The organism is Nocardioides speluncae, from assembly GCF_003121585.1.
GTDB lineage: Bacteria > Actinomycetota > Actinomycetes > Propionibacteriales > Nocardioidaceae > Nocardioides > Nocardioides speluncae.
Genome location: NZ_QEOO01000040.1, coordinates 15,488 through 32,705, shown reverse-complemented (window position 1 = coordinate 32,705; position 17,218 = coordinate 15,488). Strand labels below are relative to the sequence as shown.

Annotated in this window: 19 protein-coding genes; 8 read left to right on the top strand and 11 right to left on the bottom strand. The window is 68.9% G+C overall.

The genetic code is table 11. The annotated features are described in order from the left end of the window. Positions 1-918 precede the first annotated feature (918 nt). From DDV73_RS22840 to DDV73_RS22825, 4 genes are all read right to left on the bottom strand, one after another. Positions 919-1,770, bottom strand: a complete 852-nt coding sequence (locus DDV73_RS22840) for an amino acid ABC transporter permease (protein ID WP_109509576.1) — start codon at positions 1,768-1,770, stop codon at positions 919-921. Further along, positions 1,770-2,453: an amino acid ABC transporter permease gene (locus DDV73_RS22835; protein WP_109509575.1), complete on the bottom strand. Its 684-nt coding sequence runs from the start codon at positions 2,451-2,453 to the stop codon at positions 1,770-1,772. Before DDV73_RS22835 ends, DDV73_RS22840 begins: the two co-directional genes overlap by 1 nt. A gap of 72 nt (positions 2,454-2,525) precedes the next feature. Further along, a complete protein-coding gene (locus tag DDV73_RS22830; RefSeq protein ID WP_109509574.1) occupies positions 2,526-3,422 on the bottom strand; it encodes a glutamate ABC transporter substrate-binding protein in 897 nt (298 codons plus the stop codon). A 57-nt stretch (positions 3,423-3,479) separates the two neighbouring features. Then, complete coding sequence (locus tag DDV73_RS22825) at positions 3,480-4,256, bottom strand: amino acid ABC transporter ATP-binding protein (RefSeq protein WP_109509573.1); 777 nt, start codon at positions 4,254-4,256, stop codon at positions 3,480-3,482. Positions 4,257-4,519: 263 nt separating this feature from the next. On the opposite strand from DDV73_RS22825, the gene DDV73_RS22820 reads away from it, so the two are divergent. Then, complete coding sequence (locus DDV73_RS22820) at positions 4,520-5,458, top strand: hypothetical protein (RefSeq protein ID WP_109509572.1); 939 nt, start codon at positions 4,520-4,522, stop codon at positions 5,456-5,458. A 55-nt stretch (positions 5,459-5,513) separates the two neighbouring features. Further along, positions 5,514-7,022: a tRNA (N6-isopentenyl adenosine(37)-C2)-methylthiotransferase MiaB gene (gene miaB, locus DDV73_RS22815; RefSeq protein ID WP_109509571.1), complete on the top strand. Its 1,509-nt coding sequence runs from the start codon at positions 5,514-5,516 to the stop codon at positions 7,020-7,022. A gap of 3 nt (positions 7,023-7,025) precedes the next feature. On the opposite strand, the gene DDV73_RS28920 is transcribed toward miaB, so the two are convergent. The 6 genes from DDV73_RS28920 to DDV73_RS22785 form a co-directional block, all read right to left on the bottom strand. Beyond that, positions 7,026-7,658: a hypothetical protein gene (locus tag DDV73_RS28920; protein WP_206051051.1), complete on the bottom strand. Its 633-nt coding sequence runs from the start codon at positions 7,656-7,658 to the stop codon at positions 7,026-7,028. Positions 7,659-8,129: 471 nt separating this feature from the next. Continuing rightward, positions 8,130-8,342, bottom strand: a complete 213-nt coding sequence (locus tag DDV73_RS22805; RefSeq protein ID WP_154402868.1) for a hypothetical protein — start codon at positions 8,340-8,342, stop codon at positions 8,130-8,132. Positions 8,343-8,383: 41 nt separating this feature from the next. After that, entirely contained in the window at positions 8,384-8,641 is a 258-nt protein-coding gene (locus tag DDV73_RS22800) for a hypothetical protein (protein WP_109509568.1), read from the bottom strand. 14 nt (positions 8,642-8,655) lie between these two features. Then, on the bottom strand, positions 8,656-9,108 hold the full coding sequence (locus DDV73_RS22795) for an NUDIX hydrolase (protein ID WP_109509567.1): 453 nt from the start codon (positions 9,106-9,108) through the stop codon (positions 8,656-8,658). Between the two features lie 79 nt (positions 9,109-9,187). Next, on the bottom strand, positions 9,188-9,700 hold the full coding sequence (locus DDV73_RS29375; protein WP_240617432.1) for an antitoxin: 513 nt from the start codon (positions 9,698-9,700) through the stop codon (positions 9,188-9,190). A 182-nt stretch (positions 9,701-9,882) separates the two neighbouring features. After that, complete coding sequence (locus DDV73_RS22785) at positions 9,883-10,107, bottom strand: antitoxin (RefSeq protein ID WP_109509566.1); 225 nt, start codon at positions 10,105-10,107, stop codon at positions 9,883-9,885. 65 nt (positions 10,108-10,172) lie between these two features. Between DDV73_RS22785 and miaA the strand changes: the two genes are divergently transcribed. From miaA to DDV73_RS22770, 3 genes are all read left to right on the top strand, one after another. Further along, positions 10,173-11,078, top strand: coding sequence for a tRNA (adenosine(37)-N6)-dimethylallyltransferase MiaA (miaA, locus tag DDV73_RS22780; protein WP_109509565.1), 906 nt, complete (start codon positions 10,173-10,175; stop codon positions 11,076-11,078). Positions 11,079-11,127: 49 nt separating this feature from the next. Further along, a complete protein-coding gene (gene ggt / locus DDV73_RS22775) occupies positions 11,128-12,981 on the top strand; it encodes a gamma-glutamyltransferase (protein WP_109509564.1) in 1,854 nt (617 codons plus the stop codon). A gap of 93 nt (positions 12,982-13,074) precedes the next feature. Beyond that, positions 13,075-13,827 (top strand): LuxR C-terminal-related transcriptional regulator, encoded by a 753-nt coding sequence (locus tag DDV73_RS22770; RefSeq protein ID WP_109509563.1) that lies wholly within the window; start codon positions 13,075-13,077, stop codon positions 13,825-13,827. On the opposite strand, the gene DDV73_RS28915 is transcribed toward DDV73_RS22770, so the two are convergent. Then, a complete protein-coding gene (locus DDV73_RS28915; protein WP_206051050.1) occupies positions 13,802-14,185 on the bottom strand; it encodes a peptidoglycan-binding domain-containing protein in 384 nt (127 codons plus the stop codon). The genes DDV73_RS22770 and DDV73_RS28915 overlap by 26 nt on opposite strands. Positions 14,186-14,324: 139 nt before the next feature. Here DDV73_RS28915 and DDV73_RS22760 point away from each other — a divergent pair, with 139 nt between their 5' ends. The 3 genes from DDV73_RS22760 to DDV73_RS22750 all read left to right on the top strand — a co-directional run bounded on the left by DDV73_RS22760 (position 14,325) and on the right by DDV73_RS22750 (position 17,163). Then, on the top strand, positions 14,325-14,948 hold the full coding sequence (locus DDV73_RS22760; protein WP_109509562.1) for an MSMEG_1061 family FMN-dependent PPOX-type flavoprotein: 624 nt from the start codon (positions 14,325-14,327) through the stop codon (positions 14,946-14,948). A 202-nt stretch (positions 14,949-15,150) separates the two neighbouring features. Continuing rightward, positions 15,151-15,999, top strand: coding sequence for a diaminopimelate epimerase (gene dapF / locus DDV73_RS22755; protein WP_240617431.1), 849 nt, complete (start codon positions 15,151-15,153; stop codon positions 15,997-15,999). An 81-nt stretch (positions 16,000-16,080) separates the two neighbouring features. Then, positions 16,081-17,163: a proline-rich domain-containing protein gene (locus DDV73_RS22750; protein WP_109509560.1), complete on the top strand. Its 1,083-nt coding sequence runs from the start codon at positions 16,081-16,083 to the stop codon at positions 17,161-17,163. The last annotated feature ends 55 nt before the right edge of the window (positions 17,164-17,218 follow it).

Genomic DNA, 17,218 nt, shown 5'->3' with positions numbered 1-17,218 from the left:
CCGCCAGCACCAGCCACCCAGATCCACCCACGATCAACCTCCACGCCCTCAGACCGAGAGCCGCATGACAGACCGATCTACGCTACGTGGCATTGCCGGGAGGTGTCACTGGGTTTTATTTGGCTGTGCTTCACTGAAGTAGTAGACGGAAGAGTTCTTTCCTACGGTGTGGGCCGAGTCTCGTTTGGCGATCTGGGCCTTCTTGCAACTAGGCGATGCACCTACAGAGACTCCCCAGGGGAAGTTCACGGCGACACTGGGCACCAAAGTGCACGACCCTGAGTACTGCCCTGTCATATGGAGGCTGGGAGTGACGCTCAGCCCTCCGAGTCGACGCGCGGTAGAGTCATCGCACTTCCGGTGAACCGCGAACTTCAGTTTGGAATTGCGGATCTGGATTCCCCAGTTGAGCCAGTGAACCTTGTCACCGGTGTGCCACATGTTCTCAAGGAGCTTGTACCTGAGGCCCGCGCGATACTGCCAGACGATGCAACGGTCCCAACTTGGGATTGGAATCCAGCCATGGGCATAGAATCCCTGTCGCCAGTATCTGCAGGTGTACTCAGCGCAACTCGGCGTGCGGGCCTCTAACTGGGTGCTCGTCGAGTTGGACGCTTCCCTAAGTGCAGACGCGGGCTGGATCGCTGGTAAAGTCAGTGCACTGAGGCAAACAATGAGAGTTGTCATAATGCCGCCAATTGTGCGCATGTAGTTATGCATATGCTCTCCCCGTCCTGATGTGACCTATTGCCGCAAAGACTCCATGTCAGTCTGAATGCGGCATGGCCATGATGTTACGAGTCGTCAGGAAGGTCAGCAAGAGCCAGGGTGACGGCCTGTGGATAACCGCCACAACGGAGCCCATCGCGAGGCTCCGCGGTAGTCGTGTCGCGGGCGCTGTTCGGTCGCAGGACTCCGTCAGACGGCTCGGCCGGTGTCGAGGCCGGCCGTCATGGAGACCTCAAGGACCTTCTTCTCGCCGACAAACTTCTTCTGCACCCAGGTTGCAATCCAGGTCAGGATCAGATTGACGATGATGTAGAGGAATGCGATCACGATCATCGTCGGCACATGATTGCCGAACTCACGGAAGATCCGCTTGCCGACCTCGGTGAGCCCTGGCGCGAGGATGGCATAGCCGAGCGCGGTGTCCTTGAGCACGACGACGCACTGGCTCAGAATCGCTGGCAGCATGATCTTGACCGCCTGCGGCAGCAGCACGATATTCATTACCTGCGACTTGCGCATGCCGACGGCGTACGCCGCCTCCGACTGACCCTTGGGCACGGCCAGTACGCCGGCCCGGAAGACCTCGGCCAGCACCGCGCCGTTGTAGAGCGCCAGCGCGGTGACCACGCCCCAGTACGACGCGCCGGACCATTCGATGCCGATGAGGAACCAGCTGAAGATCATCAGCAGCAGCACTGGCACCGCCCGGAAGAACTCCACGAACGCCCAGCAGGGCCATCGGACCCAGCCGTGGTCGGACAGCTTGCCGACCCCGAGGAGACCGCCGACGGCGACGGCGAGGACGACGGCGGTCGCCGCCATCTGCAGGGTTTTCAGCAGGCCTTCGACGAGCAGTGCCCGGACGTACTTGGGCGTGAGGAACGGCTCCCACTTCTCATACGTGAGCTGCTCGGTGTCGTAGAGCCGCCAGATGACGTAACCGACCATGCCCGCGACGGCGATGAGCGAGACGATGGTGTAGATGCGGTGCCGGGCGGCCGTCGCCGGTCCGGGCGCGTCGAACAGGACTCCGGCGCTCATCAGGCGATCCTCCAACGTCGTTCGAGCCGGCTTGCCAGGAAGGACAAGACCTCGACGAGCACCACGAAGACGATGGCGAACGCGAGGAAGATCCCAATTTTCTGGCCCGTGAAGTTATTGGTGAGGATGCGCATCCGGGCCAGCGCCTCCATCACGCCGAACACACCGGCGACGGTGGTGTTCTTCAGCAGCGCGATCTGCACGCTGGCAAGCGGTGGCACCGACGCGCGGTACGCCTGCGGCAGCACGACCTGCGACATCACGCCGCCGAATGACAGTCCGATCGCCCTTGCTGCCTCGGCCTGGCCGAGTGGCACGGAGTTCACCCCGGAGCGGAGTGCCTCGCAGACGAAGGTCGAGGTGTAGAGGCTCAAAGAGACGACCGCCGCCCCGAAGAAGGACGTCATGCTCACCTCTCCCCACTGGACGTCGATGAAGTTGAAGGTGACCCCGAGCTTGGGTGCGGCGAACTGGAAGAACATCAAGATGATCAGCAGCGGCGTGTTACGCACAACCGTGACGTAGGTCGCGGCCGCGCGTTGCAACACGACGACGGGACCGACGCGCAGCGCCACGAGGAATGTCCCGAGGAGCAGCGACAGCACGCCTGAGAAGAGGAACAGCAAGACGGTGTGGGCGAACGCCCAGCCGACTAGGCCGATGTTGTCCAGGACCGCTTCCACGCGAGGACTCGCTTTCGCAGGTGAGATCGGGGCGGCTCTCGGGCGAGCCGCCCCGATCAGGGGCTGGTCAGGTCAGGCTGCCGGGCACTCGTCGACGGCCGGCGGCTCCGGCGTCTCGACGCCGGACTTGCCGAGCGTCGACGTGAAGGCTTCCTCCCACGAGCCGTCCTCGAACGCCTTCTCCAGGGTGTCGTTGATGAACTGGCACATCTCCGGGTTGTTCAGGCTGTAGCCGACGCCGATCCGCTCCTCGGAGAACTCCTCGCCGACGACCTTCAGCTCGCCTTCGTTCTGTGCGGCGTACCCCATCAGGATGGTGCCGTCGGTCGTCATCGCCTCGACGGTGCCGTCCAGCACCTTCTCCACGCAGTCGGAGTAGGCCTCGAAGCCGACCGGCTTGGCGCCCTGTGCCTCGATCTGCTCCAGCGAGGTCGAGCCGGTGACCGAGCAGACCTCCTTGCCCTTGACGTCGGCGACGTCGTCGATGTCGCTGTCCGATTTCACCAGCAGCTGCTGGCCGGTCTCCATGTATGGGCCCGCCTGGCCGACCTCGGCGCGACGCTCGTCGGTGATGGAGTACGACGCCAGCACCAGGTCGACCTTGCCGTTCTCGCCCTCCTTGAGGAAGGGCTCGCGGTTGTCGGAGATGGTCTCGACCCACTTGATGTCCGCAGAGTCGATACCGAGCTCGGCGGCAAGGATCTTGGCGATCTCGATGTCGAAGCCGGTCGGTGCGTCATCGCCCGCGGCCAGGAAGCCGACGCCGGGCTGATCGGTCTTGTGACCGATCGTTACCGACCCTGCCTCGGCGAGCTCCTTCATGCGGGTGCCGTCCTCGAACGACGCGGCGGCGTCCTCCTTGCCCTCGAGATCCTTGCCCTCGTCGTCGTTGCCGGCCTCACCGCAGGCGGCGAGAGAGAAGGCGAGGGCTGCGGCGGCGAATGCCGCCTTGGTGCGGATGAGTCGCATTGCTGTCTCCTTGTTCCGAGCCGGGTGTCCCCGGCCCCCGTATGTGGTTGTGGTCGGTCAGTGCTTGAGGATCTTGCCGAGGAAGTCCTTGGCGCGGGCGGACTGGGGGTTGGTGAAGAACTCGTGCGGGGTGTTCTCCTCCACGATGGCGCCGTCGGACATGAAGATCACCCGGTCGGCCGCCGTACGGGCGAAGCCCATCTCGTGGGTCACCACGATCATCGTCATCCCGCCTTTGGCGAGGCTGACCATGACGTCGAGGACTTCCTTGATCATCTCTGGGTCGAGCGCGGAGGTCGGCTCGTCGAAGAGCATCACCTTGGGCTCCATCGCCAGCGCGCGGGCGATCGCGACCCGCTGCTGCTGACCGCCCGACAGCTGGGCGGGGTACTTCTCGGCCTGTACGCCGACCCCCACCCGGTCCAGCAGCTCACGCGCCTTCGCCTCAGCCTCGGCCTTCGGCTTCTTGCGCACCTTGATCGGCCCGAGCGTGACGTTCTCGAGGATCGTCTTGTGGGCGAACAGGTTGAAGCTCTGGAACACCATGCCGACGTCGGCGCGCAGCGCCGCCAGCGCCTTGCCCTCTTGGGGCAGCGGGTCGCCGTCCAGGGCGATGGAGCCCTGGTCGATCGTCTCCAGCCGGTTGATCGCCCGGCACAGCGTCGACTTGCCGGACCCCGACGGCCCGATCACCACGACGACCTCGCCGCGCTTGATCGAGATGTTGATGTCCTGCAGTACGTGCAGCTTGCCGAACCACTTGTTCACACCGTCGAGTACGACGAGCGGTTCGCCAGCTGCCGGGGCCTCGGGCTGCTTCTCCAGCGCAGTCATGGGGGGAAACGTACTCGTAAATGCGTGACCTCGGCCACGAACTGGGGGCGCGCGTCCGCTTTATCTATGTAACCGTAACGTTCGCGTCTCATCTGGCATTGCCATTTGCACACCCAGGGGGGCGAGGCCGCCGGATGACCGCTACGCTGCCAGATGTCGGGTCTGACCTGGTTCGTTCTAGGGAGAAGTCGCCAGTAGCCCAGGCCCGGCCGCCGTGGCCGCCACCCGCGGCGTACTGCTGAGACTGGGACTCAGGAGGCCGGATGCTCGATCTGCATGTGAGCCTGCATGACGCCATCTTTCGTGACCTGCGCGCCGCGCTGGCCGCGACCAGTGACGACCGGGACGCGGCCGAGCGGATCGCCGCCGTCGTGGCCGACCACCCGGAGTTCGGCGCCGAGGGGCAGTTCCTGTCCCGCCATCCCGGCGACTACTTCGCGCTGGCCGGGCTCCGCTCGTCCGAGGTATGGGCCGACCAGGTGGCCAAGATGGACTACCTCACCGAGCGGCTGACCGAGTCGAGCAGCCTGCTCTCGCCGTACCTCCCGACGGTCACCAAGCCCAGGGAGATCTCGATCGCGGTCCACCCGGTGCCGGGGCTGACCACGAGCTACCGGACGCCGGACGGCGGCCAGCTGCTCGGTCTGTACGCCGGCGCGGACCGCCGCGAGATGCTGCTCTACCTCTCCTACACCTACTACCGCGAGCTGACCCACGCCCTGCAGACGCCGGCGAGCGTCCAGGCCGAGACCGATCCGAGCTCGCCGGAGCGGTTCCGCACCGCGCTGATGCTGCAGATCCGCAACGAGGGCCTGGCCCACTACGTGATCCTTCGTCAGCTCCGCGCGCTCCGCGCCGAGGGGATCGAGTTCCACTACTTCCCGTACGCCCGGCTGATCGACGACGCCGACACGGTGTCCCGGGCGCTGGCGACCTGCGGCCGTCTGCTGGCCGGCCTCGACGGCTCGAACCTGCGCGCGACCAGCGCGGAGGCGGCCCGGCTGCTCAAGGACCCGCAGTTGCCGCTCGTCGGCGTGATCGGGGTGCACGCCGCGGAGGCGGTGGTCGCCAGCCACGGCGAGCGGGCCCTCTTCGACCTGGAGCACCGCGAGCCGGACGACTTCTTCTCCCGGTACGCCGGCAGCGACGACCCGCTGCGGTACGAGCTGTTCGGCACCGGCCCGCACGCCGGCATCGCCTGAGCCGGCCTGACGAGAATTCGAACGGCGGCGGCGAGCGCCGTACCCTTTTCTTGCCATGAATGATGCTGTGTCGCGCACCTATGAAGTCCGCACCTACGGGTGCCAGATGAACGTCCACGACTCCGAGCGGCTCACCGGCCTGCTGGAGGATGCGGGCTATCTGGCCGCGCCCGAGGGGGAGCAGGCCGACGTCGTCGTCTTCAACACCTGCGCCGTGCGCGAGAACGCCGACAACAAGCTCTACGGCAACCTCGGCCACCTCGCGCCGGTGAAGGCCAAGAAGCCGGGAATGCAGATCGCGGTCGGTGGCTGCCTGGCGCAGAAGGACCGCGCGACGATCACCAAGAAGGCGCCCTGGGTCGACGTCGTCTTCGGCACCCACAACATCGGCTCGCTGCCGGCCCTGCTGGAGCGGGCGCGGGTCGCCGACGAGGCGCAGGTGGAGATCCTCGAGTCGCTCGAGGTCTTCCCGTCGACGCTGCCGACCAAGCGCGAGTCGGCGTACGCCGCGTGGGTGTCGATCTCGGTCGGCTGCAACAACACCTGCACGTTCTGCATCGTCCCGTCGCTGCGCGGCAAGGAGAAGGACCGCCGTCCTGGCGACATCCTCGCCGAGATCCGGGCCCTGGTCGCCGAGGGCGTGATGGAGGTGACCCTGCTCGGTCAGAACGTCAACTCGTACGGCGTGGAGTTCGGCGACCGGCAGGCGTTCTCGAAGCTGCTGCGGGCGTGTGGCGAGATCGAGGGGCTGGAGCGGGTGCGCTTCACCTCCCCGCACCCGGCCGAGTTCACCGACGACGTGATTGCCGCGATGGCCGAGACTCCCAACGTGATGCCGTCGCTGCACATGCCACTGCAGTCCGGCTCCGACGTCGTACTCAAGAACATGCGGCGGTCCTACCGGCAGGCCAAGTTCCTGGGGATCATCGACCGGGTGCGGGCCGCGATCCCGGATGCCGCGATCACCACCGACATCATCGTCGGCTTCCCCGGCGAGACCGAGGCGGACTTCCAGGCGACGCTGGACGTGGTCCGGGCGGCGCGGTTCTCCGGCGCCTTCACCTTCCAGTACTCCAAGCGCCCCGGTACGCCGGCGGCCGTCCTCGATGACCAGGTCCCGGCCGACGTCGTACGCGACCGCTACGAGCGGCTGGTCGAGGTCGTCAACGAGATCTCCTGGGCCGAGAACAGGGCGCTGGTCGGCCGCCAGGTCGACCTGATGGTGGCCGAGGGCGAAGGCCGCAAGGACGCCGCCACCCACCGCCTCTCCGGCCGCGGCCCCGACAACCGCCTGGTCCACTTCGCGCTTTCCTCGCCGGTTGAGGAGGTTGCGCAGCAACCGTCCCGAAACCCCCGGCCCGGCGACGTGGTCACGACCGAGATCACCTACGCCGCCCCGCACCACCTCGTGGCCGACGGCCAGGTGCTGTCGGTACGCCGCACCCGGGCTGGCGACGCCTGGGAGGCGCGTACCGCGACGCCGGTCGCCAAGGGCGTCGGCCTCGGCATGCCGACAGTAGGCGCCCCGCCGGCCTTGGCCCCGGTCAGCACGCCCTGCGGCTGACCTTCACGCAAAGCGCGGTTGATCGCGGTCATCAGGTGACTGGGATCCACCGCGCTCGCACTCCGGGCACGCCAGGGCCTGCCCGGCCCAGCCGCGCGCGTTGAGGAGACGGGCGATCCGAGGCGCCGTCGCACACGGCCGCCCGACCACCTGTCCCCAGCCGAGCCGCACGGTATGGCGCCGGTCGATCGCCGCGTCGAGGTCACGGTCGAGGTCACGGTCACGTGCCGTCGCTGTGTCGTGAAAGAGGCGGCCGTCCAGCTCAACGACCAGACCGAACGGCTCGTATTCGACGTCGCGGTAGATCGGGCCGTCGGACGTCGCAGCCCATTGCCGCCGCGCTCGCGGCAGGCCGTGCGGGCGCTCTATCCGGGTGAGGTAGGCGTGTTCGAGCACTGAGCAGGTGCCCGCGGCGACGTCGCGGAGAACGCCTTCCAGGAAAGGGCGACGGCTTACCCGGGGTCGGGCCTGCAACGCGCGGAAAATACGGTGCGCGGTGGTCCGCCGCGACTGTACGGCGTTGGCCACGACAGCGACGGCCTCGAAGTCGTTGTCCGCTCCGGCCGCGAGGTCGACGATCGCCTCCTCGATCCGCACCCGTGGCGGCCCGAGGTGCCAGAGCGTCTTCGCTGCCAACCCGCTGATCCGATGGAGCACCACGCCTCGAGGAGCGACGCAGCTACGTTGGCGGTCGACGGCGACGTGAATCGGATCATCCGCGCGGCGGTCTCGACGCCCAGGACCGTCAGCCGCCCGCACAGCCGAGTCGTGGCACAGGGCCGCAGGCCAGGTCGCAAGGACGGCCGCCCACCCACGTTGCTGCCAGGTCAGCGGTCCGGTGTGGTTGACGTAGACGCCCGGGTACACCACGGCAAGCTCCCGGCGTCGTACTCGTCGCCGGATGTCATGGTCGCGGTGCCCGGCAGCCAGGAGCTGCCGACGTCCGACGACCCCGGACTGGTCGGCGAGCAGTGCGTCGATCGTTGTGCCCATGCTCCAAAGCGTGGGTGGGTACGGGCCCGTCCGCCAGCGCGGATCGGCGACCTGTGGATAGCGCTCGCGCTACGCGGTGGATCGCAGTCGCGTAGTGACTGCAATCCACCGCGCTCACAGCTCCTCGGCGTCCTCCCACATCGACTCGTCCTCCGGCGTGGTGTCGGTTTCGCCGGAGATGTCGTAGCGGGTACCGGTCTCGTCAGAGACCGTGGAGCGCTCGTCGGCGGCGTACTCGCCGGCGCTGCCGCGCTCGCCGAGCTCGTCGGAGTCGATGGGATCGTCGAGGGAATGGTCGGCGCCGTAGGGGAGTCCGTTTCCGCTCATGGACTCATCGTGCTCCTTCATCCGGCGCCAGGCCAGTGCTCTCAGGCAGGGGGTTCGTCGGCGACCTCGCCCTCGCCGGACGTCTCCTCGGGGGCTTGCGGCTTGTCATCCGGGGCGGCGATCTCGTCGGGGAGCAAATCGTCGACCGCGGGGTTGTCGTCGGGATCCAGGTCGCGCGTGGTCGGGCCGCCGGGAGTGTCGCCGTACTTGCCCGAGTCATCGATGGCATCTGCGCCGCCGGGGTACTTCTCCGGTTCTTCGGTCTGGGGCTCGGGTGCGTCGCTGGGCTGCTCGGACACGGAGTGCCTCCTGGTCAGAAGCCGAAGGTGAGGTACGAATCCGCCGTACCGAGCGACTGCAGCGCATGCCGTTCATGGGGTACGACGGGGTCGGGGAGCCGGTCGAGCGGGAACCACTCGATCGCTGCGCACTTCTCGGGCTCGACGACGCGGGGCTCGCCGGCCCAGCTGCTGGCGGTGAAGAAGAAGTCGACCCGCTCGTCGATCGGGGCGGCGTGGGCCGTGCGATGCATGGTGAACTCGAACCGCAGGTCGACGTCGCGCACGTCGAGCTCCTCGGCGGCCTCGCGCAGGGCGGCGTCGTACGCCGTCTCGCCGCGCTCGACGTGGCCGGCCGCAGCCGCCGCCCAGTGGTCGTCCATGTAGCCGGTGTTGTGGCGCAGCTGCAGCAGCACCTCCCGGCCGCCACCGGACTCGCGGGTCAAGTAGACGTAGGACGCCGGCACCACCGTGAACCGCTCGCTCATGGCGACGAGGCTACGAGGAGGCGCCGACAGCTGGAGCGACCGGGCTCGGCAGAACGAGCCCGGTCGCCCACGCCGGGACTCAGTAGCTGGGCGTCGAGCCTTCGGTGCCTGGCTCCGGGATGGTTCCAGGCTCGGTGGTGCCGGGCTCGGGGATGGTCGTGCCGGGTTCCGTGCCGGGCTCGGTGTCCGGGTCGGGGAAGCCACCTGGCTCCGGGACGGTGCCGGGCTCGGTGGTCCCGGGCTCGGGGATCGTGGTGCCGGGCTCGCTCTCGGTGCCCGGCTCGGGGAAGCCACCCGGCTCGGCGGTCTCCTCACTGGTCGGCTCGGTCGGTTCAGGTTGAGCTTCTGGGGCTTCCGGTGTCTCCGGCGCCTCCGGGGCCTCCGGGGCCTGGGCCTCGTCGGTGGACGAGCTGATGTCGTCGTTCTGACCGTCGAGCCCGTCGAGGGTGTCCTTCACCTTCTCGACGCCCTGGTCGATCTGGTCGGAGTACTTCCCGCCCGTCTTCTCGTCGATGACGTCGCCCGCCTTGTCCGCGAGGTCGCCGATCTGCTCGCCGTACTTGTCAACTGCTTCGCCAAAGCCTTGGCTCATAAAGGACCACTCCGAGATTCGTTTGGTCGCAGGCCGGGCCGTTCCCGGCCACTCTCCGAAAGTAAACCCGGCAGACCGGACTTGGCTACCCCGGCGTCCAGAACCTTGTCAGATCCAGAGAAACGTCAACCCGCCGGCGAGCGAGTGCTCGGCGGCGGGTTGGGCCGTGGAACGACGTGGAACTACTTGATGTCGTCGTCCTGGCCGTCCAGACCGTCGAGCGCGTCCTTGGCCTTCTCGGCGCCCTGGTCGATCTGGTCGCCGTACTTGCCACCGGTCTTGTCGTCAACCACGTCCGCGGCCTTGTCGACACCGTCGGAGATCTTGTCGCCGTGGTCATCGACCACGTCGGCGGCCTTCGACTTGCCCCCGGTCAGCTTGTTCTTTGCGGCTTCGAGAAAACCCATGAAGATCCCATCATCTGTGCGCACCGCTTTGGCGCGGTGTGCGCTCCGTTTGCAAGGCTAACGACATGACCCCGTCCCCGGTTATCGCCGTCGTCGGCCCGACGGCGTCCGGAAAGTCCGAACTCTCACTCGACCTGGCCCAACGTCTCGGTGGCGAGATCGTCAACACCGACGCCATGCAGGTCTACCGCGGGATGGACATCGGTACGGCGAAGCTCCCGCTTGCGGAGCGGCGCGGGATCCCGCACCACCTCCTCGACACGCTGACGGTGCGCGACCCGGCCACGGTCGCGGAGTTCCAGCGGTGGGCGCGCGCGGCGATCGAGGAGCTCCGCGGACGCGGCGTGCCGCCGATCCTGGTCGGCGGATCGGCCCTCTACACCCGCGCGATCCTCGACGAGTTCGAGTTCCCTGGCACCGACCCGGAGGTACGGCGCGACCTCGAGGCCGAGCTCGACGCACTCGGGTCCGGCGCGCTCCACGACCGGCTCCGCGAGCTGGATCCGGCGGCGGCCGCGCAGATCATCCCCGGCAACGGCCGCCGGATCGTCCGGGCGCTGGAGGTCATCGCGATCACCGGCCGGCCGTTCAGCGCGAGCCTGCCGCGCCTCGAGTACGCCGTACCCAACGCACACCAGATCGGCGTCGCCATCGACCGGCCCATGCTCGACGAGCGAATCGGGCTGCGGGTCGACAAGATGTTCGCCGCCGGCTTCGTCGACGAGGTTGCCCGGCTGCTCGACGAAGGACTCGCCGAGGGCCGGACCGCGTCCCGCGCGATCGGCTACCGCGAGGTGATCGCGCACCTCGCCGGCGACCTCACACTGGACGAGGCCAAGGAGCAGACCAAGACCGCGACCCGGCGGTTCAGCCGCCGCCAGGACTCGTGGTTCAGCAAGGACCCGCGGATCCACTGGGTCCCCTGGGATGCGGCCGACCGGGTGGACCAGGCGTTGCGGTCCTGCGTCTAGCGGAGCAAGGTGGGGGGATCCGCCGTTCGGCCCTCGGGAGGGATCGTTCATGAAGCGCCTCGCAGGTTGTTTGACGCTCGCCGCCACCACACTCGCACTCGTTCCGGTTGGCCTTGGTTTCGAGACGGTTGCCGCGCAACCTCCTCAACCGGCCGCGTCCCCGCCGGACAAGAACCCGACCGCCGTCGGGTACGGCGGCGCGGTCAGCAGTGTCGACCCGTACGCCACCCAGATCGGGCTGGAGGTGCTCCGCAAGGGCGGCAACGCCACCGACGCCGCGGTCGCGACGGCGGCCGCGCTCGGCGTCACCGAGGCGTACAGCGCCGGCATCGGCGGTGGCGGCTTCTTCGTCCACTACAACGCCCGCACCGGCAGGGTGCAGACGATCGACGGGCGGGAGACCGCACCGGCCGCGATGGAGCACGACGCGTTCATCGACCCGGCCACCGGCGCGCCGTACCGCTTCACGCCGGAACTGGTCACCAGCGGCGTCTCGGTCGGCGTACCCGGCACGCCCGCGACCTGGGAGTGGGCCCTGGACCGGTGGGGCTCGATGTCGCTGGGCAAGGTCCTCCGGCCGGCGGAGAAGCTGGCCCGCCAGGGCTTCGTGGTCGACCAGACGTTCCGCCAGCAGACGCTCGACAACAAGGTCCGCTTCGACGCGTTCACCTCCACCCGCGAGCTCTTCCTGCCCGGCGGTGACGCGCCGCAGGTCGGCGCCACGTTCCGCAACCCCGACCTCGCCGACACCTACGACCTGATCGCCGACCGCGGCGTCGACGCGTTCTACGGCGGCCGGCTCGCGCGCGAGATCGTCGCGACCGTGCAGAACCCGCCGAAGACCGACACCACGACGTTGCCGGTGCCGCCCGGCTCACTCACCACCCGCGACCTGGCCCAGTACGACGTCGTCGACCGGGCGCCGACCAAGGTCAGCTACCGCGGCCTGGACGTCTACGGGATGGCGCCGCCGTCCAGCGGCGGCTCGACGGTCGGGGAGTCGCTCAACATCCTCGAGCGGTTCGACCTCGCCGCGATGGACGAGGTCGACGTCCTGCACCACTACCTCGAGGCCGGCTCGCTCGCGTTCGCCGACCGCGGGCGGTACCTCGGCGACCCTGATTTCGTCGACGTTCCGCTGCGCGACCTGCTCGCCGACCGGTTCGCCGCCGAGCGGGCCTGCCTGATCGACCCGGTCACCGCCGCGACCAAGCCGGTCGCGGCCGGCGACGTGACGGCGTACGACGGAGAGTGCGGTGAGGCGCCCGCCGCCGGCGAGCGCGACCTCGACACCGAGAACATCTCCACCACCAACCTCACTGTCGCCGACCGCTGGGGCAACGTCGTGGAGTACACGCTCACCATCGAGCAGACCGGCGGCTCCGGCATCGTGGTCCCCGGCCGCGGGTTCCTGCTCAACAACGAGCTCACCGACTTCTCGACCGTCTACAACCCGGCGGACCCGAACCGGATCGAGCCGCTGAAGCGGCCGCGCTCGTCGATGGCGCCGACGATCGTGCTCAAGGACGGCAAGCCGTTCCTCGCCCTCGGCTCGCCGGGTGGCTCGACGATCATCACCACGGTGCTGCAGATGCTGGTCAACCGGCTCGAGCTCGGGATGACGCTGCCGGAGGCGATCGCGGCGCCGCGCACCTCGCCGCGCAACACCGCGAGGGTCACCAGCGAGCCCGAGTTCATGACCCTCTACGACGCGCTGCTGAGGCCGCGCGGCCATGACCTGGTTCCGGCGGGCGACCAGTTCACCAGCGCCTCCGAGATCGGTGCCGCCACCGCGATCGAGTTCGGCCCACACGGCCAGCTGATCGCCGTCGCCGAGCCGCGGCGACGGGGCGGCGGCGCGGCGATGGTGGTCTGTGCGGTCGACCTGAGGCGCTGCCGCTGACTACCTGACGAAAGCCCAGACAGCGCCGCGACAGAACCCCGAGAGCGCGCCCGTCCACGCTGGTCCCGATGACTCCGGCGTTGGGGGACCTGGATGGTCGAGCGGGGTGTGGTCGAGGTTGCGCGGCGGGCGGTCGCCGCGGCCACCGAGTGGGGTACACCGTCGGTTCAGTGGGATCTCCTGCTGACCGCCGCGGAGCGGGCCGGGTCGGGGATCGCAGGCGGCTGGCACGGGCAGGCGGCGGTCGACCGGGGCGTGAGCCTGCTGGAGCGGCACTGCCGATACCGGCTGCAGCGGGTGTCCCGGAGCAGCGGTTGGTTCCTCACCCGCGGAAGCCTGGGTGTCAGCCAGCGGCTGGTCGCCCGCGGCGTCCGGCTGCAGTCGGTGGCGGCGTCGTACCCACCGGAGTTCCTGGCCTGCCCGGTGCGATCGGCCGGCGAGCTGCTGATGGTGGCGCGGGTGCCGCTGTCGGTCGCGCTGGTGGACCGGCGGATCGCGGTGCTGGCTGGCGCGGCGTCTGATCCCGAGCCGGTGCTCATCGCCATCACCGACCTCCGGGTGGTCGCGGTCGCCAGGAGGTACGTCGACCAGCTGGCCGAGCTCTCGGTGCCGGTCCGTCCGACCTGGCGACAGGCCGGGATCGACCCGACCCGCCGCCAGGTGCGGATCATGGCGCTGATGGCGCGGGGCTACACCGATGAGGCCATCGGCCGCGAGCTCGACGTGACCTGCCGGACCATCCGCGCCGACGTGGCCCGCCTGTCAGCGGCCTTCGAGGTCGGCAGCCGCTTCGAGCTCGGCCTCGCTTGGGCCCGTTGGCTCAGCCGCACCAGCGTGGGCCGTTGACCCACCAGTAGTTCAGCTCACGCCAGGTGTTCGGCCCGATGTCGGCGACCAGCCCCATACACCGCTGGAACTTCCGCACCGCGGCGTCCGTGGCAGGGCCGAACAGTCCGTCCTCGGCCAGGTAGGTGTTGTACATGGCGGCGTTCAGCTGGCACTGGGCTTGCCTGACCGCGAGCCCGCTGCTGCCGCGACGGAGCATGGGCTCTTCCCAGGTGTAGTTGCAGTCGCGGTAGCTGGTCGCGCCCGGCACTTCGGCGGCCTCGGCCGGTGCGGCGGTGAGTGCGGCACCGCCAGCGGCGAGGCCGGCCAGCATGGCGCCGGCCGCGAGGCCGGTAAGCCTCTTCTTCATCGTGTTCATGAGTTCCTCCGTGAGTGATGAGTGAGTAACCACGTCCCGATCGGGACACCTTCACGGTGGTCGAGCCGCACCCCGCAGCGACCGCCCCTTCCGGATCCGGAAACGGCCTTGGACCGGGCTGCGACGTACTCTCAGAGCCATGACCTGGACCGAGATCACGACGGAGAGCGCGCTGACCGGGCTGCTGGGCGAACCGACCCCCAGGGCCCGCGACAAGGAGCGGCCGCGGCTCGGTGACCGGGACCGGGAGTGGCTGGCGGCGTCGCCGTTCTGCCTGATCGGGACGGCCGATGCCGCCGGCAACTGCGACGTCTCGCCCAAGGGCGATCCGGCCGGCCAGCTGGTCCACGTCATCGACGACGTCACCATCGCGATCGCGGAGCGGCCGGGCAACAGGCGGGCCGACGGCTACAAGAACATCCTGGAGAACCCGCACGTCGGCCTGAACTTCCTGATCCCCGGCCGCGGCGACACTTTGCGCATCAACGGCCGGGCGCGCCTGGTGAGCGACGCGCCGTTCTTCGACGACCTGGTGGTCAAGGGACACCGGCCGGTGCTCGCCGTCGTGGTCGAGATCGACACGATCTTCTTCCACTGCGCGAAGGCGTTCCTGCGCTCGAAGCTGTGGGACCCCGAGTCCTGGGACCCGGAGGCCGTGGTGCCGCGGCGGGCAGTGCTGGCCCAGGAGGCTGAGCGGCCCGAGGCCAGCATCGAGGAGCTCGACGCCTACTACGGCCCGTCGTACGCCGAGAACATCTACTAGGCCCGGATCCACCGCTGGCCGCCTACCGAGCGCCCCCATGCGGGCGCGCTGGCTGCGTTGGCGAAGACTCGACGGGCCTCCGGCCCGCCTTCGCTCCGCCGCCTTGCCATCACACCCGCCTGGCGACGCTCGCCACGGCGCCCATCGGTCGATCCGGGCTAACAGGAGGCGAAGGCGACCAGCCGCCCGCGATACTGGAGGGGTGGTCGACCAGTACCCCTTCGTCAAAGGTCACGGCACCGAGAACGACTTCGTGCTGCTGCCCGACGCTGACGGCTCGCTGCACGGTGTCCTGAACGCCGAGCGGGTCGTCGCGCTCTGCGACCGCCGGGCCGGGATCGGCGGTGATGGGGTGATCCGGGTGATCCGGTCGTCGGCGCTGGCGGCGTACGACCGGGCGGCGATCGGGCAGGACGCCGAGTGGTTCATGGACTACCGCAACAGCGACGGGTCGGTCTCGGAGATGTGCGGCAACGGCGTCCGGGTGTTCGCCCGCTTCCTCGCCGACGAGCACCTCGCCGACCCGTCGGCGCCGGTCACGGTCGCCACCCGCGGCGGCACCAAGACCGTCACCTTCGAGGGCGACCTGATCACCGTCGACATGGGCCGGCCGGAGGTCCTCGGGGAGTCCAAGGTCGCGGTCGGCGACCAGCACACCTGGGTCGCCCGCCACGTCGACATGGGCAACCCGCACGCGGTCGCCTTCGTCGACGACCTCGCCGACGCGGGCCGCCTGTTCGACGAGCCGGCCTACGACCGCGCGACCTATCCCCACGGCGTCAACATCGAGTTCGTCGTACGGCGCGGCGAGCGGCACCTCGCGATGCGGGTCCACGAGCGCGGCTCCGGCGAGACCCGATCCTGCGGGACCGGTGCCTGCGCGGCGATGGTGGCGGCCGCGGTCGCCGACGGGGCGCGACCCGGCCGGGAGCCGGTGAGCTATCGGGTCGACGTGCCCGGCGGCGCGCTGACGGTCACCTGGACCGCCGACGACCGGGTTCTGCTGACCGGACCGGCGGTACTGGTTGCGTGGGGGACCGCACGTTTGTAACGCCGCTCGCGGCGGTATCGTCCTCCCGACCAGCACTATCGGCAGTGCACATCGGCAACGTTGGCAAGAGCAGGGGCGGCAATGTCCGACAACAACTCTGGTGGGGGCTACCCGCCGCAGAACCCGCAGGGTGACGACTACGACCCGACGCGCTTCGGTGGCCCACAGCAGCCCCCGTCGTACGGCGGGCAGCAGCCGCCGTCGTACGGCGGACAGCAGCCACCTTCCTATGGCGGACAGCAGCCGCCTTACGGCGGCGACCAGCCGACGACGTACGGCGGGCCTCCGCAGCAGGGCGGCTACCCGCCGCAGCAGCCGCCCTACGGCCAGGGTCCGGCCAACCCGCCTTCCTACGGCACCCCGATGTACGGCGGCGGTGGGTACCAGCCGCCCGGCGGCCCGGGCTACAACGCGCCGCCGACCGGCGGCGGTGGCCGCAACAACGGCCTGCTGATCGGTCTCGCCGCGCTGCTGGTCGCCGCGGTCATCGGCGCGGTCGCGCTGGTCGTGGTGCTCAACCGCGGTGACGACGACAACTCGGCGTCCGACGACGACAGCAGCGAGACCAGCGACCCGAGCGACGAGCCGACCGACGACGAGCCGACCGATGAGCACACCCACGAGGAGACCGACGAGCCGGCCGAGCCGTCCGGGGACGACGTCACGCCGACCGCGGACCCGATCGAGGTCGAGTACCGCTTCGAGATCGGCAACGTCTGTAACGGCCAGCCGGCCAAGGCCGCGGACTACGACCCGAGCAACCCGAAGGTCGACGCGTTCCGGAACTCGGTGGCCTACCCGACCAGCTGGGGGATGGCGGCCGGTGGCTACAGCGAGGACTGGTACGTCGAGTACGACGACTTCAAGGAGCTGAGCGTCGCCGGCTGCCTGACGATTGACCAGGACTCCTCGGAGAAGGGCGCCCGCTGCACCTACGAGGACAGCGACGGCAACGAGGAAGACTACGACTACTACGGCGCGACGTACGAGCTGAAGTTCTACGAGATCACCACCGGCAAGAAGATCGCCGACGGGCCGACGTTCGAGGTCGACGCGAGCGAGTGCCCGGAGTACGGCTACCCGATCGACGGCAAGGTCGAGGGCTACCCGGAGTACGACGAGGTCGACGCGGCCATTAACGACTTCGTCGCCGACGCCTCCTGACCGTTTCCTCTCCGTTGTCCGGGTAGGTCCCCTGGCGTTCACCGTCCGCAGTGAC